This window comes from Lysobacter niastensis (genome assembly GCF_015453285.1).
Lineage (GTDB): Bacteria > Pseudomonadota > Gammaproteobacteria > Xanthomonadales > Xanthomonadaceae > Lysobacter_J > Lysobacter_J niastensis.
Genome location: NZ_JADLZT010000003.1, coordinates 371,755 through 385,278 on the forward strand (window position 1 = coordinate 371,755; position 13,524 = coordinate 385,278).

Annotated in this window: 15 protein-coding genes; 5 read left to right on the forward strand and 10 right to left on the reverse strand. The window is 67.4% G+C overall.

What is annotated here, in order from left to right:
- Positions 1-43: 43 nt before the first annotated feature.
- On the reverse strand, positions 44-313 hold the full coding sequence (locus IU514_RS06920) for a hypothetical protein (RefSeq protein ID WP_194930345.1): 270 nt from the start codon (positions 311-313) through the stop codon (positions 44-46).
- A gap of 243 nt (positions 314-556) precedes the next feature.
- On the opposite strand from IU514_RS06920, the gene parE reads away from it, so the two are divergent.
- Positions 557-2,458, forward strand: coding sequence for a DNA topoisomerase IV subunit B (gene parE / locus IU514_RS06925; protein ID WP_194930346.1), 1,902 nt, complete (start codon positions 557-559; stop codon positions 2,456-2,458).
- A gap of 122 nt (positions 2,459-2,580) precedes the next feature.
- Here parE and IU514_RS06930 read toward each other — a convergent pair whose 3' ends face one another.
- From IU514_RS06930 to IU514_RS06955, 6 genes are all read right to left on the reverse strand, one after another.
- Positions 2,581-2,766: a hypothetical protein gene (locus IU514_RS06930; protein ID WP_194930347.1), complete on the reverse strand. Its 186-nt coding sequence runs from the start codon at positions 2,764-2,766 to the stop codon at positions 2,581-2,583.
- 51 nt (positions 2,767-2,817) lie between these two features.
- Positions 2,818-3,600, reverse strand: coding sequence for an N-formylglutamate deformylase (gene hutG / locus IU514_RS06935; protein ID WP_194930348.1), 783 nt, complete (start codon positions 3,598-3,600; stop codon positions 2,818-2,820).
- Positions 3,601-3,634: 34 nt separating this feature from the next.
- Entirely contained in the window at positions 3,635-5,008 is a 1,374-nt protein-coding gene (gene gorA / locus IU514_RS06940) for a glutathione-disulfide reductase (RefSeq protein ID WP_194930349.1), read from the reverse strand.
- The gene (locus tag IU514_RS06945) at positions 5,005-6,261 is read right to left on the reverse strand and encodes an NAD(P)/FAD-dependent oxidoreductase (protein ID WP_194930350.1); all 1,257 of its coding nucleotides are present in this window, start codon (positions 6,259-6,261) and stop codon (positions 5,005-5,007) included. The genes gorA and IU514_RS06945 overlap by 4 nt, the downstream gene beginning before the upstream one ends.
- A 64-nt stretch (positions 6,262-6,325) precedes the next feature.
- Complete coding sequence (locus IU514_RS06950) at positions 6,326-7,633, reverse strand: DUF418 domain-containing protein (RefSeq protein WP_194930351.1); 1,308 nt, start codon at positions 7,631-7,633, stop codon at positions 6,326-6,328.
- Positions 7,634-7,762: 129 nt separating this feature from the next.
- Positions 7,763-8,242, reverse strand: a complete 480-nt coding sequence (locus IU514_RS06955; protein WP_194930352.1) for an FKBP-type peptidyl-prolyl cis-trans isomerase — start codon at positions 8,240-8,242, stop codon at positions 7,763-7,765.
- 87 nt (positions 8,243-8,329) lie between these two features.
- Here IU514_RS06955 and IU514_RS06960 point away from each other — a divergent pair, with 87 nt between their 5' ends.
- Complete coding sequence (locus IU514_RS06960) at positions 8,330-8,893, forward strand: C40 family peptidase (RefSeq protein WP_194930353.1); 564 nt, start codon at positions 8,330-8,332, stop codon at positions 8,891-8,893.
- Between the two features lie 126 nt (positions 8,894-9,019).
- The gene (locus IU514_RS06965) at positions 9,020-9,694 is read left to right on the forward strand and encodes a C40 family peptidase (RefSeq protein ID WP_324187795.1); all 675 of its coding nucleotides are present in this window, start codon (positions 9,020-9,022) and stop codon (positions 9,692-9,694) included.
- 72 nt (positions 9,695-9,766) lie between these two features.
- Here the strand turns inward: IU514_RS06965 and IU514_RS06970 are convergent, their stop codons facing one another.
- Positions 9,767-10,264, reverse strand: a complete 498-nt coding sequence (locus IU514_RS06970; RefSeq protein WP_194930355.1) for an acyl-CoA thioesterase — start codon at positions 10,262-10,264, stop codon at positions 9,767-9,769.
- Positions 10,261-10,851, reverse strand: coding sequence for an NADPH-dependent FMN reductase (locus IU514_RS06975; protein ID WP_194930356.1), 591 nt, complete (start codon positions 10,849-10,851; stop codon positions 10,261-10,263). Before IU514_RS06975 ends, IU514_RS06970 begins: the two co-directional genes overlap by 4 nt.
- 132 nt (positions 10,852-10,983) lie before the next feature.
- Between IU514_RS06975 and IU514_RS06980 the strand changes: the two genes are divergently transcribed.
- Together IU514_RS06980 and IU514_RS06985 are read left to right on the forward strand one after the other, a co-directional pair.
- Complete coding sequence (locus IU514_RS06980; protein WP_194930357.1) at positions 10,984-11,406, forward strand: hypothetical protein; 423 nt, start codon at positions 10,984-10,986, stop codon at positions 11,404-11,406.
- Positions 11,407-11,441: 35 nt separating this feature from the next.
- Positions 11,442-11,921 (forward strand): hypothetical protein, encoded by a 480-nt coding sequence (locus tag IU514_RS06985; protein WP_194930358.1) that lies wholly within the window; start codon positions 11,442-11,444, stop codon positions 11,919-11,921.
- A gap of 154 nt (positions 11,922-12,075) precedes the next feature.
- Here the strand turns inward: IU514_RS06985 and IU514_RS06990 are convergent, their stop codons facing one another.
- The gene (locus IU514_RS06990; RefSeq protein ID WP_194930359.1) at positions 12,076-13,521 is read right to left on the reverse strand and encodes a M16 family metallopeptidase; all 1,446 of its coding nucleotides are present in this window, start codon (positions 13,519-13,521) and stop codon (positions 12,076-12,078) included.
- Positions 13,522-13,524 lie beyond the last annotated feature (3 nt).

The window sequence follows — 13,524 nt, forward strand, 5'->3', positions numbered from 1 at the left end:
TTTCGATCAGGGCGAAGGAGCTCCGATCAGGAAGAAGCGCCGATCAGCGATCGTCGTCTTCCTCGGGCTCGTAGGTCGGATCGGACTTGTCCTTCTTCTTGCGCTCCTTGGACTTGTCCTTGGAGGCGTCCGTGCGCGCGGCATCGTTCTGCCTGGAAGCGTCGGCCGCCTTGTCCGCCGACTGGGACTGCTGCGCCTTGCGGTCTTTCGCGTCAGCGCTCTTGTCCTGCTGGGCATGGGCCGGCAAGGCCAGGGCGGCCGCGATCAGGCCCGGCAACAGTGCGCCCGGCAGCAGAAGCTTGCGGTTACTCATGCGGATGACCTCCAGGTGGTTCGTACGACGACCCTAGCGCAGGCGTGCAGGCTGTGGACTGAACCACCCATGCCATGCCGTCTGGAGCCGGAAATGGGCGCGGATGCCGGCCAATTCAATGCCCGCACGTGAACGGACGGCTCGGGCGTATCGTACCCGCGGGCCCGTCCGGCCCGACCCGCGGTTGTAATTAGACCGCCGCCCGCCGACCATCCCCGCTCTTGCCCCTGCAGTCGTGTCCGAATGAGTTCTCGTTACAACGCCGCCGACATTGAAGTTCTCTCCGGTCTTGACCCGGTCAAGCGCCGCCCCGGCATGTACACCGACACCGCGCGCCCGAACCACCTGGCGCAGGAAGTCATCGACAACGCGGTCGACGAAGCCCTGGCCGGCCATGCGCGCAGCATCGAGGTCACCCTGTATGCCGACGGCAGCTGCGAGGTCGGTGACGACGGCCGCGGCATGCCGGTCGACATCCACCCGGAAGAGAAGATCCCGGGCGTCGAACTGATCCTCACGCGGCTGCACGCGGGCGGCAAGTTCAGCAACAAGAACTACACCTTCTCCGGCGGCCTGCATGGCGTCGGTGTCAGCGTGGTCAACGCGCTGTCGACGCTGGTCGAAGTGCACATCCGCCGCGACGGCAACGAATACCGGATGACTTTCAAGGACGGCGACCGCGCTACGCCGCTGGAGGTCGTCGGCAGCGTCGGCAAGAAGAACACCGGCACGCGCGTTCGCTTCTGGCCCGACCCGAAGTATTTCGACACGCCCAAGTTCAACCTGCGCTCGCTCAAGCACCTGCTGCGCGCCAAGGCCGTGCTGTGCCCGGGCCTCACCGTGAAGCTGTTCGACGAGGCCAGCGGCGAGCGGACGGAGTGGTACTACGAGGACGGCCTGCGCGATTACCTGTCCGGCGAACTGCGCGCCGGCCAGCCCAACCGCGAACTGCTGCCGCCGGACCTGTTCGTCGGCAAGCTGACCAAGGACACCGAGACGGTCGACTGGGCCGTGGCCTGGGCGGTCGATGGCGAGCTGGCGCAGGAGAGCTACGTCAACCTGATCCCGACCGCGCAGCACGGCACCCACGTGAACGGCCTGCGCACCGGCTTCACCGATGCGCTGCGCGAGTTCTGCGACTTCCGCAACCTGCTACCGCGCGGCGTCAAGCTGGCGCCGGAAGACGTGTGGGACCGCGTCGCGTTCGTGCTCAGCATCAAGATGACCGACCCGCAGTTCAGCGGGCAGACCAAGGAGCGCCTGTCCTCGCGCCAGGCCGCGGGCTTCGTCGAGGGCGCCGCGCACGACGCGTTCTCGTTGTGGCTCAACCAGCACGTCGAACTCGGCGAGAAGATCGCGCAACTGGCGATCGAACGCGCCGCCGCGCGCCTGAAGACCGAGAAGCAGGTCACCCGCAAGAAGGTCACCCAGGGCCCCGCCCTGCCCGGCAAGCTCGCCGACTGCACTAGCCAGGACCTGTCGCGCACCGAACTGTTCCTCGTGGAAGGCGACTCCGCCGGCGGCAGCGCGCGCCAGGCGCGCGACAAGGACTTCCAGGCGATCCTGCCGCTGCGCGGCAAGATCCTCAACACCTGGGAAGTCGCCTCCGGCAGCGTGCTCGCCTCGCAGGAAGTGCACGATCTCGCCGTCGCCATCGGTTGCGATCCGGGCAAGGACGACCTGTCGGGCCTGCGCTACGGCAAGGTCATCATCCTCGCCGACGCCGACTCCGACGGCCTGCACATCGCCACGCTGCTGACGGCATTGTTCCTCAAGCACTTCCCAGCACTGGTCGCGTCCGGACACGTGTTCGTGGCCATGCCGCCGCTGTTCCGCGTGGACGTGGGCAAGCAGGTGTTCTACGCGCTGGATGAGGAAGAGAAGCGCATCCTGCTGGAGAAGATCGAGCGCGAGAAGATCAAGGGGCAGGTCCATACCACCCGCTTCAAGGGCCTGGGCGAGATGAATCCCTCGCAGTTGCGCGAGTCCACCATCCACCCGGACACGCGCCGGCTCGTCCAGCTGACCGTCGACGACGACATGCAGACGCATTCGCTGATGGACATGCTGCTGGCCAAGAAGCGGGCGAGCGACCGAAAGGCTTGGCTCGAGACCAAGGGCGACCTCGCGACGCTGGAAGTCTGATACTGACTGTGCAGGCACCCCCTGAGGGCGGGTGCTTCACCAACGAACAGCGCCGCCTCACGTAGGCGGCGCTGTTTTTTTGTCATCAACCAAAGCGGATACAGCGGCGGATCGCGCGCGCCTCAACGCACCAGCGCGTCGTAATGCCCGCGCAGCCAGCCCGCGAGACGGTTGACCTCGGCATCGTAGCGCCCGCTGTAGGCGAGCCAGATCAGCGCCGCGATGACCGCGAACAGGAAACCCGCCAGAACGCGCTGCCGGGTTTCGGCAAATTGCAAAGACTTACCCGATGGATTGTGGTTCTTCATGCGCCTCCCCTTGTGCCGAACGATTCACGACACCGACTCTACGTCACCACTTCAAAGCGCGGCCTCCAGCAGCGAACGGATCACCGCCTGCGCATCGCCGGCCTTGGCTTCGTCGTAGGCGAAGCTGGCCTCGTCCATGTAGATGCGCTGGCTGATCTCCAGTTGCACCGCATCGATCCCGCGCGCGGGATCGCCGTAATGCCGGGTGATGTGTCCACCCTTGAAGCGGCCGTTGGCCACCCAGTCGTAACGCGACTGCGCGGCCAATGCGGCCTCGAGCCGGGCCTGCAACTGCGGCGAGCAGCTGGTGCCGGTGGCGGTGCCGAGATTGAGGTCCGGTAGTCGGCCCGGGAACAGGAACGGCAGGTCGCTGCCGCGGATCGAATGCCCCTCCCAGAGCACGAGCCGGCCATGCTGGGCGTGCAGTCGCTCGATCTCGCCGCGCAGTGCGTCGTGATACGGGCGCCAGTAGCGCTCCACGCGTGCGGCGATCTCGTCGCTAGACGGCTCCTGGCCTTCGAGGTAGACCGGCTCGCCGGTGAACTCCACCGCCGGGCACAAACCCGTGGTGTTCTGGCCGGGATACAGCGAGGTGTCGTCCGGCGGGCGATTGAGGTCGATCACGTAGCGCGAATGGCTCGGCACCAGGATCGAGGCGCCGAGCCCGCGCGCGAAGTCGTACAGCCGCGAGACGTGCCAGTCGGTATCCGGCGCGCGCCGTGCCGAAGGCGTCATGCGCGCGGCGAGCTCGTCCGGGATGAGGCTGCCGTTGTGCGGCAGGCTGATCAGAAGCGGCGCTGTGCCGCGATGCAGGGTGCAGATGTCGTTGCTCATGTCGCTGTATCGATGAAATGCGGGAAGGCGATGCTCATCGCATCAGCACCACTTCCTCGGCACTGGTGGGATGGATCGCGACCGTGTCGCGGAGGTCTTCGAGGGTGATGCCGCGCTTCATCGCGACCGCAAAGCCCTGCAGGATCTCGTCGACGGCCTCGCCCATCAGGTGGATGCCGACGACGCGGCGGGCATCGCCGACGCATACGAGCTTGAAGAGACTGCGCTGCGGCACGTCAGCGAGCGCATACAGCATCGGCCGGAAGCCGGCGCGATAGACGTGCACGTCGTCGCCGTGGCGCTGCCTGGCTTCTTCTTCGGTGAGTCCGACCTTGCCCAGTGGCGGATGCGAGAACACCACCGTCGGCACGTTGTCCTGGTCCAGGCGAGTGTCGCGGCCACCGAACAACCGGTCCATCAGGCGACGCGCCGCGGCGATGGCGAGCGGCGTCAGTGCCAGGTTCGGCGTGACGTCGCCGACCGCATGGATGCCCTCGACGCTGGTTGCGTGCAGTTCGTCGACAAGCACGTGGCCGTCGGCGTCGAGCGCGACGCCCGCGGCCTCCAGCCCGAGATTCGTCGTATTGGGACGGCGCCCGGTGGCGAACAGCAACGCGTCGAAGCGCTCGCCGATGACGCCGTCGACATCGCACAGGCGTACACCGCCGTCGGCCGATTGCACGCGTCCAAGCTTGTAGTCGAACTGCAGGTGCACGCCCGCCTGCCGGTAGTCCTCGACCAGCTGATCGGTCACTTCGGTGTCGAATCCGGCCAGCAGGCGAGGCCCGCGCGCGAAGATCTCGACGCGACTGCCCAGCGCCTGCAGCACGCCCGCCAGTTCGACCGCGATGTAGCCACCACCGACGATCGCCACGCGCGGCGGCGCTCCGCACCACGTGAAAAAGTCGTCGGAAGTGCCGCCGAGTTCGGCTCCCGGCACCTGCGGTTTGACCGGATGTCCGCCGGTGGCGATCAGGACGTGGCGCGCTCTCAGCGGCATGCCTTCGCCGCACAGCACGGTGCGCTCGTCGAGCAGTCTTCCGTGGCTCGCGATGGTGACGATGCCGGCTGCATCCAGGCGCCGCCGGTAGCTGTCGTGGATGTTGCTGATGTAGCGCTGGCGATGGACCAGGAAGGTCTTCCAGTCCAGCCTGGCCTCGGGCACTGCGAAGCCCAGTGTCGGCGCCAGCTTGAGCCGGTTGCCGACCTCGGCCGCCAGCCACATCGCCTTTTTCGGCACGCAGCCGACGTTGACGCAGGTGCCGCCGAACAGATGCGGTTCCAGCAGTGCCACTCGCGCGCCATGTTCGGCGGCGCGGAATGCCCCGGCCAGTCCGCCGGAGCCGCCGCCGATGACGATCAGATCGAAATCTTCGTTCGATGCGTCGCAGGCGGCGGGCTGGCTCATGTGAAGCGCTCCATCCGGTACGGCGTGGGATCGACCGCGGGCGCACGCCCGGCGATCAGGTCGGCGACGAGCTGACCGGTGCCGGTGCTCATCCCGACGCCCATCATGCCGTGTCCGGTGGCCAGCCACAGCCCGTCGCGGCCCGGCACGCCTCCGATGATCGGAATGTCGTCGCAGCTCATCGGGCGCCAGCCGTACCACTGCTCCTGGCGTTCGGCGCCGAACGGCTCGTGCAGGTACTCGCGTGCACCGCGTTCGAGCGCACCTAGCCGGCGCGCATTCAGTGTGTCGTCGAAGCCGGAGAACTCCATCGTGCTGCCCAGGCGGAAACCGCTGCCCCACGCCGTCACGCAGACCGAACGATCGCGCAGCATCAGCGGCCGCTTCGGCACGAGGCTCGGCGAGGAGTAGGTGATCGAGTAACCCTTGCCGGGCTGCATGGCCTGCTTCAGGAACGGGAGTCCGACCGCATCGGCCAGACGCGGCGACCAGGCGCCCATCGCCAGCACGACGTCACGCGCACGCCGCTCGCCCTGCGCCGTGCGCACGCGCACGCCGTCGCGGCCGTGCTCGACGCCCTGCAACGCGCACTGTTCGACGATGGTACCGCCCTTCTCGCGCACGACGCGCGCCAGTTCGTCGACATAGCGATCGGGACGCAGCGCGGCATCGCCGTCGAAGCGGATCGCCCCGGCGACTCCAGGCTTCAATGCGGGCTCGAGCGTTTCGTAACGCGGGCCGTCGATCACCTCGACCGACACGCCCAGCTCGCGCAGCAAGCCGAGTTCGCGATGGCCGTGCTCGAACAGACGCGGATCGCGGAAGACGTAATCCTCGCCGCTCTCGACGAACTCGCAGGCGAGGCCGTAGCCGGTTACCCAATCGGCCAGGCGCGCACGTGAGTCGTTGAGCAGCGCCGACTTGGCCACGGCGCTGGTGCGCCAGTCGCGGGTGTTGCAGCGATGCGCGAATCGCATCAGCCAGCGCCACAGCGCCGGATCGAAACGCGGCGGGATGTACAGAGGCGCGTCCGCCGTCAGCATCCATTTCAGCGCTTTCAATACCGTGCCGGGCGCGGCCAGCGGTGGCGCATGGCTCGGCGTGATCGTGCCGCAATTGCCGTGCGAACTGCCGCTGCCGACGCGGCCCGCGTCGATCACGCGGACACGGCGCCCGGATTCGATCAATGCCAGCGCGCTGGCCAGGCCGATGACGCCGGCACCGGCGATCAGTACATCGTCGTGTTGGTCCATTCCGACAGTTTAAAAGGTGGAAAGCCGGTTCGAGCAGCGCCCGCCAAGGCCGGCACAGCATCGGTCAGGCGCGGATCGGCACAACGTGCCAGTAGGTGATGCAGCGCCAGGCCCATTCCGCCGGTCCGTAACGGAAGCGCGCCAGCCACCAGCGGCTGGCCAGCACCTGCAGCGCGAACACCGCCACGACTCCGATGACCTGCCAAGCCCGCCCGACCTGCCCCCACAGCCCCAGGCCGTAGTGATAGAAGACCAGCGTGCCGATCACCGACTGCATCAGGTAGTTGCTCAGCGCCATCCGGCCCGCCGGCGCGAACCAGCCCTGCAGGCGCCGCCCCATGGAGCCGGAGAGTGCCAGCATCAGCGTCGCTCCGTAGGCCAGCGCGAGCACCAGCGAAGCGACGAGGAACAGGACCACCTGCACGGCTTCGCGCAGGCTCAGTTGCTCGTCCGGCGCTGCCGTGCCAAGCCAGGTACTGACCGCCATCGTGGCGAACCCGAGCGGCAGGCCGAAGTTTCGCGTCCACCGCAGCGCGCGGTCATGCGCGCCTGGATTCGCCATCACGCCGCTGCGCAGCAACGCGCCGCCGATCAGGAACAGACCGAGGATCCAGAACGACGCGATCGGCAGCGTGCCCATCTGCCAGGTCGTGTCGACGATGCGCTGGTCGACGGCGTCGGCGTACGTGCCCTGGCTGTAGGCCTGCACCGCGTTCGTGCGCTGGATGGCCTTCTCGGCGCTGCGCTGCGCCTGCTCGGCCTGGGCGTGCGTCGGCGCCGTCGCCTGGCCCGGCGACGCCGGCGGCGAATCGAACATGCCGGCCATCAGGATCACCACCAGTGGCAGTCCGTACAGCGCAGCGCCCCAGCCGCCCATGCGCGAGGCGCTCATGGGTGCGGGCTCATTGCGCGCCACCCGACGCCGCCACGCACGCCGCACCTGCCGGGCCAGCAGCAACAGCAGCGCAGCCACGGCATAGCTGACGAGGATGTCGCCCGACCAGATCAGCACGGTGTGCACCGCGCCGATGCCGAGCAACGCGAGGCTGCGCCGCAGGTAGGCCGGCACGAACGGGCGGCCGGCGCGACGGGCGCGCTCGATCATCACCGTGAAGCCCATGCCGAACAGCAGCGCGAACATCGTCCAGAACTTGCCCTGGACGAAGAAGTACGTGAGCCACTCGGCCAGGTAATCGAGCCCGCGTGTGTTCGGGTCTATGCCCGCGGCATCGATGTCCTGCAGCGGACGGGTGAAGAACTCGACGTTGACCAGCGCGATGCCGAGCAACGCGAAGCCGCGCAGCGCATCGAGCGTGTGAATCCGTTCGCCCGGCGCGACCGGCGCCAGGACGTCATCGGTGGTGGTGGACATGCAGACTCCCCGGGAACGCCGCCGAGTACAACACGACTGCGCCCCGTCGTCGGCGTGCCGGTTGTCACTGCTCCAGAAACGACAACGGCCCGAAACCGGGCCGTTGTCTGGAACGCGTCGAGGCAGGCCTCAGTGGTGGTGGCCACCGTCGCCGTGCACGTGCTTGTGCTCGATCTCTTCCGGCGTGGCTTCGCGCACGTCGACGATCTCGACGGCGAAGTGCAGGTCCTTACCGGCCATCGGGTGGTTCAGGTCGACGTCGACCACGCTCATGCCGACCTTCTCGATCGTCACGGCGCGCGGACCGAAGTTGGTCGGCAGCACGGCCTGCATGCCCGGCACGAGGCGCGCGTCCTTGAAGTACTTCTTCGGAACGCGCTGGGTCAGGCCTTCCTGGCGCACGCCGTAAGCATCGGCGGCAGCGACGTCGACCTCGAACTTCTCGCCGGCCTCGCGGCCTTCCATCGCCTTCTCCAGGCCCGGGATGATGTTGCCGTGGCCGATCAGGATCGCGAGCGGCTCGCGGCCTTCCGAGGTTTCCAGCGGCTCCTGGCCCTGCTCGGAAACGGTGTAGTGGAAGCGGACGACGCGATCATTCTCGATTTTCATTGCGGGACTCGACTGATTGCCGCCCAGGGCAGCAAGATGAGGAAAAGATGCGGCGGTTGCCGCGATCGAACGGCCAGGCTGGAGCCCATGACCGCGACGAAGACCGCCCATTATCCCGGCAAGCCTGCCACCACGCCAGCGCGCGGCCTCATCGCCGCGATGGGCCTCGCCCTGCTCGCCGCGGCCTCCCTCGCCGGTTGCGGCGGCGGCCGCGAGGCGGTCCGCTCGGCGCCGCCGGGCCGCGAGTGGCCGGTGGTCCAGCCTGAGGACCCGGCCGCGGCCAACGCGGTCCTGATGCGGGCGATCAGCCTGGTCGGCACGTCTTACCGGTACGGCGGCAACACGCCCGAGGGCGGGTTCGACTGCAGCGGCCTGGTCAATTACGTCTTCCGGGACATGGTGGCCCTGCGCCTGCCCCGGACATCGCGGGACCTGGCCGGATTCCAGGGGCCGCGCATCGACCCCTACCGCCTGGCTGCCGCGGACCTGGTGTTCTTCAGCCAGTCCGGGACTGTCACCCACGTCGGCATCTATGTGGGCGAAGGCCGTTTCGTCCATGCCCCGAGCACCGGGGGTACGGTCCGGCTGGACCGCCTGGACGGCCCCTATTGGCGGGACCATTACAGCGGAGCTAAACGGGTCATCCGTTGATCCGGATGGCACGATTCTGGCCGCGAGTCACGCTTCTTAACGAGGATTTAACGAAATCTGAACCCCTTTTGAGGCTCGGACGGGCATGATCCCTCGGACCGACGAGATTGTGATGACCGCGTGACGATCACCCCGCCCCGCTCTGGCCTCTCTGCCGTATCCCGCCCGACGCGGGCCATCCGTCGTGTTCTGCTTTCCGTCCTGCTGGGTGCTGTCGCCGTTCCGGCGCTGGCCCAGCAGATCACGCCCAGCTCCTCGCTCGCAGGCGATTCCGCTGACGCTCCTGCCCCGGTGACCCGCAACTCGCTGCCGGAGGCCATGACCTTCTCCGATCGCGCGCTGCTCCTGGCCACGGACCTCAACCGCCTGCTGCTGCCCAGCTCGACGACCGAAGGCGAGAGCCTCCCGGCCGCCGAACAGGGCCGTATCCAGACGGTGATGCAGCGGGCGCTGGCCCTGCTGGGCACACCGTACCGCTGGGGCGGCACCGACCCGAACAAGGGCTTCGACTGCAGCGGCCTGGTCGGCTACGTCTTCCGCAACGCCCTCGGCATCGAGCTGCCGCGCGTCTCGCGCGAGATGGCCAAGACCGGCGAGCTCGTCACCGACAAGGCCAAGCTGGCCGCCGGCGACCTGGTGTTCTTCGGCCGCCGAGGCCGCGTCGACCATGTCGGCATCTATGTCGGCGAAGGCCGCTTCGTGCATGCCCCGAGCCGCGGCAAGGACGTGCAGGTGTCCAGCCTCGAGACCGGCTACTGGAGCGCCAAGTTCATGCAGGCGCGCCGCGTCGACGGCATCTGAGCCGCACTCATCCTGATTCCTGAAGGCCGCCCCCGGGGCGGCCTTCTTCGTTCCGGCGCCAGAGCACGCGCGTCAAACCACGCCGGCGTTGACCGCGGCCAGGCGCTCGACCGTTTCCTCGATGCCCTTGCTCAGCTCCATCACCTTCACCGCGTAATCGGCCAGGCGGCGATCGTCATCGCTTTCCGGCTTCCATGCGGGCACCGGTGTCGGCTTGCCCTCGACCTCGTCCATGGCGACGAACACGATCACGCAGTGCGTGCACAGCCGGTCCTCGCCGCCCATCGGATCGCGCGCCTTCACGTCGATGGTGAAATGCATGCTGCTGGTGCCCGTGTAGACCAGCTTGGTGTGCACGGTGACGAGGTCGGAGATGCGGATCGGCGCGACGAAGCGGATGCCGCCGACGGCGACCGTCACGCTGTACTTGCCGCTCCAGCCGACCGCCGCCGCATAGCCGGCCTGGTCGATCCACTTCATCACCATGCCGCCGTGGACCTTGCCGCCGTAATTGACGTCGGTCGGCTGGGCCAGGAACCGCAGGTTCAATTCACGCTGCTGCCCGATCATGTCGTCGCTCCCGCGCGTGTCAGGTGGCGGACGACGGCGGCGCCGACGCCGTGCACCTGGGTCTTCTGCCGATCGTCCGCCAGTACGCCGTAATCGGGCAACTTGTCGGACGCCTGCCCGACCGCGACCTGCTGCGGCACCACGAGCAGCCCGAGCTTGGCCAGCGCATCGCGCAGCACCAGTAGTGAACGCAGCCCGCCGAGCGGACCGGGCGACGCCGACACGATGCCCGCCACCTTGTCCTGGAACAGGCCCACACCGGAGCCGCCCTCGGCGGTCGGCCGCGAAATCCAGTCCAGCGTGTTCTTCACCAGCGCCGGCATCGAACCGTTGTACTCCGGCGTGCTGATCAGCAGGCCATCGTGCTCGCCCATCAGCCGCTGCAACTGGCGCACCGCTTCAGGCATGCCGGCCGCCTCGATGTCGCCGTAGTAGACCGGCAGCGGATAGTCGCGCAGTTCGACCAGCGTGACCTCGGCGCCAGCATTGCGCGCGCCTTCGGCCAGGACGTGGATCAATCGGCGGTTGAAGGAACCTTGTCGCAGGCTGCCGGCGAAGGCGAGCAGGCGCGGAACGGAAGCAGACATGCCGGACTCCATGGGGGTGGGATTCGACCACGGCGCTGAGCCTGATCGAGGCCGACATCATGACGCCGCGAGACTTGCGGTTGCGAGCATCAAGCCGGATGCTCGCAACCCATGGCGCTAGGGAGTGGAGCGATGGGACGCACGATCCTGGGAATGCTGGCCGGCGTGGTGGTGGCCGTGCTGGTGATCATGGCGATAGAGATGCTCGGCCACCACTTCTATCCGCCGCCGGCAGGCCTGGATCCGATGGACCCGGCCAACGAGGCCGCCTTCGCACAGTTCGTCGCGAACATGCCGTTCGGCGGCAAGGTCATGCTGCTGCTGGCCTGGGTGAGCGGCACGTTCGTGGGAAGCCTGGTGGCCGCGAAGATCGCCCGCCACCAGACCGCGGCGGCGCTGATGGTCTCGCTGGTGGTGATGTCGGGCGTCGTCGGCATGATCATCAAGGTCCCGCACCCGGGCTGGCTGAGCATCCTCGGCCTGCTGCTGCCGATTCCGGTCGCGCTGCTGGCGGTGAGGCTGGTGTATCGGCGCAGCACGCTGCCGCGGGTGTGAACCACGCAGTCGGGTGTCAGGCCTTGGAGCAACCTATGCCGACCATTCGCGTTGTGGCACTTCTCCTTGGGTGCATGCTTGCGGCTTCGTGCACAACCAAACCACCAACCTCAGATGCTCGTGTGTGTGACAAGCTCGATGCCTTGGCCCAAAGCGTCCAACCCGGCCAATCCAAAACTGTCCGTCTGGTTCGCGGCGGCACTTGGATGGTCGATCACTACAAGAAATGCGAACACGTTGATGGCGACGCGGCCGCAGAGCAGTTTTGTCAGTGGCTGATCGAAAACTCGTCAACCGAGTTTATGGAGGTCAACATCAACCGGACGGTAAGCTGCCTACAGGGCCAGCGAATCGTAGGCTACATAGGCAATACGAGTGTTGAGTCCTGGTCGGGAAAGGCCCGGTTCTCCATGCCCAAGCTCACAGCCGATGTAGAAGTAGAAATTGAGTATTCGGTGGACTATGTCACCAACGAAAAAGAAGACTTTATCCAGTTCAAAGTCATAGCCGACTAGGTGTGTCAGCCAGCGGCCTTACGAGAGCTTGCGCCCCAACAATGCATTCAAGCCGAAGCTACTTCGCGGCTCGGCTTGATTCCAGCCAACGCTACACAACGACAAAGGCCGCCCTCGCGGGCGGCCCTGTCACATGCGGACGGTACTGGAAGGATCAGGGATCCTGACGGAACTCGCCGTAGGCCTTGAGCTGGTCCGACACCGCCTTGCTGTCACCGACCACGACGATCGACTGGTCCTTCGGCGCGTAGTACTTCTTCGCCATCGCCTGCACCTGCGCGGCGTCCACCGCGCGGATCTTCGGCACGTACTGGCCGAGGAAGTCAGCGGGCAGGCCGACCAGCCAGTTGTTGGCTAGCGTGGTTGCGACCGCGCCCTGCAACTGGTTGGTAATCAGGTAGCCACCGGCGACGTAGCGCTTGGTGTCTTCCAGCTCCTGCGCCGGCACCGGCTCGTTGCCGAGGCGCTCGTACTCGCCGATGAACTCTTTCAGCGCTGCGCCCGTGACCTCGTTGCGCACGTCGGCGCTGGCGGCGATGCGGCCGCCCTCGCGCAACGCGCTGACCTGCGAGCGTGCGCCGTAGGTGTAGCCCTTGTCCTCGCGCAGGTTCTGCATCAGGCGACTGCTGAAGCCGCCACCCAGCACGGTGTTGGCCAGTTGCAGCGGCACGTAGTCAGGATTGGTCGCGGCGATCGCCGGACGCCCCAGGCGCACCGCCGACTGCACGCTGCCCGGACGCTCCACCAGCACATGGCTCGGGGTTGCCTGCGCGGCCGCCTTCGGCGTTTCCGCCGCGGCCGTGCCCGTGCCCTTCCAGTCACCGAATGCAGCTTCGGCCAGCTTGAAGGCCTGCGCTGGATCGATGCGTCCGGCGATCACCAGCAACGCGTGGTCGGGACGGAAGCGCTGCGCATGCGCGTCGCGGAACTGCTGCGGCGTGACCGCCATGATCGCTCCCTCGGTCGGCTGCGTGCGCGCATACGGATGATCGCCGTACACCGCCTTCGACAGCGCGCGCTCGGCCTTGAAACCGGGCTGCGCCTCGGCAGCCTTCAGCGCCTGCAATGCGTTGGCCTGGGCCAGCTTCACTTCGTTGTCGGGGAACGACGGCTGACGCGCCACTTCGGCGAGCAGGCCGAGCATGCCCTGCGCCTGCGATGCCAACGCGTTGCCGAACACGCTGATGCCGTCGCTGCTGGCGCCCGCACCGACGCTGCCACCGAAGCCCTGCGCCGTTTCCGCGATGGCCTTGGAATCGCGCTTGGCGGTGCCCTCGCTGAGCAGGCCGGCCAGCATGCTGGCGAAGGCCGGCGCATTCGGCGCGTCGACGGCGTAACCGGCGCCGCGCATCGCCAGCACGTAGTCCACGCGCGGCAAGCCTTCGCGCGGCACCACCCACACGGTCATGCCGTTGGCGAGCGTCTTCTGCGCGATGTCGGCCACCGGCAGCGGCTTGTCAGCGGCGTACGGCGGCAGGTCCTTGGGCAGCGGTGCGTTTGGGCCAGCCATCGCGGCACCGGCACAGGCGAGGGACACGGCCAGCGCCAGCAGCGTCCGCACTGCGGCCGGGGAACGGGAAATCTTGTTCTGGGTCGTCATGGT

What these genes read in the sequence shown, in the direction of transcription:
- IU514_RS06920 (WP_194930345.1), bottom strand. Translation starts at nt 313, where the DNA reads ATGAGTAACCGCAAGCTTCTGCTGCCGGGCGCACTGTTGCCGGGCCTG.
- parE (WP_194930346.1), top strand. Translation starts at nt 557, where the DNA reads ATGAGTTCTCGTTACAACGCCGCCGACATTGAAGTTCTCTCCGGTCTT.
- IU514_RS06930 (WP_194930347.1), bottom strand. Translation starts at nt 2,766, where the DNA reads ATGAAGAACCACAATCCATCGGGTAAGTCTTTGCAATTTGCCGAAACC.
- hutG (WP_194930348.1), bottom strand. Translation starts at nt 3,600, where the DNA reads ATGAGCAACGACATCTGCACCCTGCATCGCGGCACAGCGCCGCTTCTG.
- gorA (WP_194930349.1), bottom strand. Translation starts at nt 5,008, where the DNA reads ATGAGCCAGCCCGCCGCCTGCGACGCATCGAACGAAGATTTCGATCTG.
- IU514_RS06945 (WP_194930350.1), bottom strand. Translation starts at nt 6,261, where the DNA reads ATGGACCAACACGACGATGTACTGATCGCCGGTGCCGGCGTCATCGGC.
- IU514_RS06950 (WP_194930351.1), bottom strand. Translation starts at nt 7,633, where the DNA reads ATGTCCACCACCACCGATGACGTCCTGGCGCCGGTCGCGCCGGGCGAA.
- IU514_RS06955 (WP_194930352.1), bottom strand. Translation starts at nt 8,242, where the DNA reads ATGAAAATCGAGAATGATCGCGTCGTCCGCTTCCACTACACCGTTTCC.
- IU514_RS06960 (WP_194930353.1), top strand. Translation starts at nt 8,330, where the DNA reads ATGACCGCGACGAAGACCGCCCATTATCCCGGCAAGCCTGCCACCACG.
- IU514_RS06970 (WP_194930355.1), bottom strand. Translation starts at nt 10,264, where the DNA reads ATGATCGGGCAGCAGCGTGAATTGAACCTGCGGTTCCTGGCCCAGCCG.
- IU514_RS06975 (WP_194930356.1), bottom strand. Translation starts at nt 10,851, where the DNA reads ATGTCTGCTTCCGTTCCGCGCCTGCTCGCCTTCGCCGGCAGCCTGCGA.
- IU514_RS06980 (WP_194930357.1), top strand. Translation starts at nt 10,984, where the DNA reads ATGGGACGCACGATCCTGGGAATGCTGGCCGGCGTGGTGGTGGCCGTG.
- IU514_RS06985 (WP_194930358.1), top strand. Translation starts at nt 11,442, where the DNA reads ATGCCGACCATTCGCGTTGTGGCACTTCTCCTTGGGTGCATGCTTGCG.
- IU514_RS06990 (WP_194930359.1), bottom strand. Translation starts at nt 13,521, where the DNA reads ATGACGACCCAGAACAAGATTTCCCGTTCCCCGGCCGCAGTGCGGACG.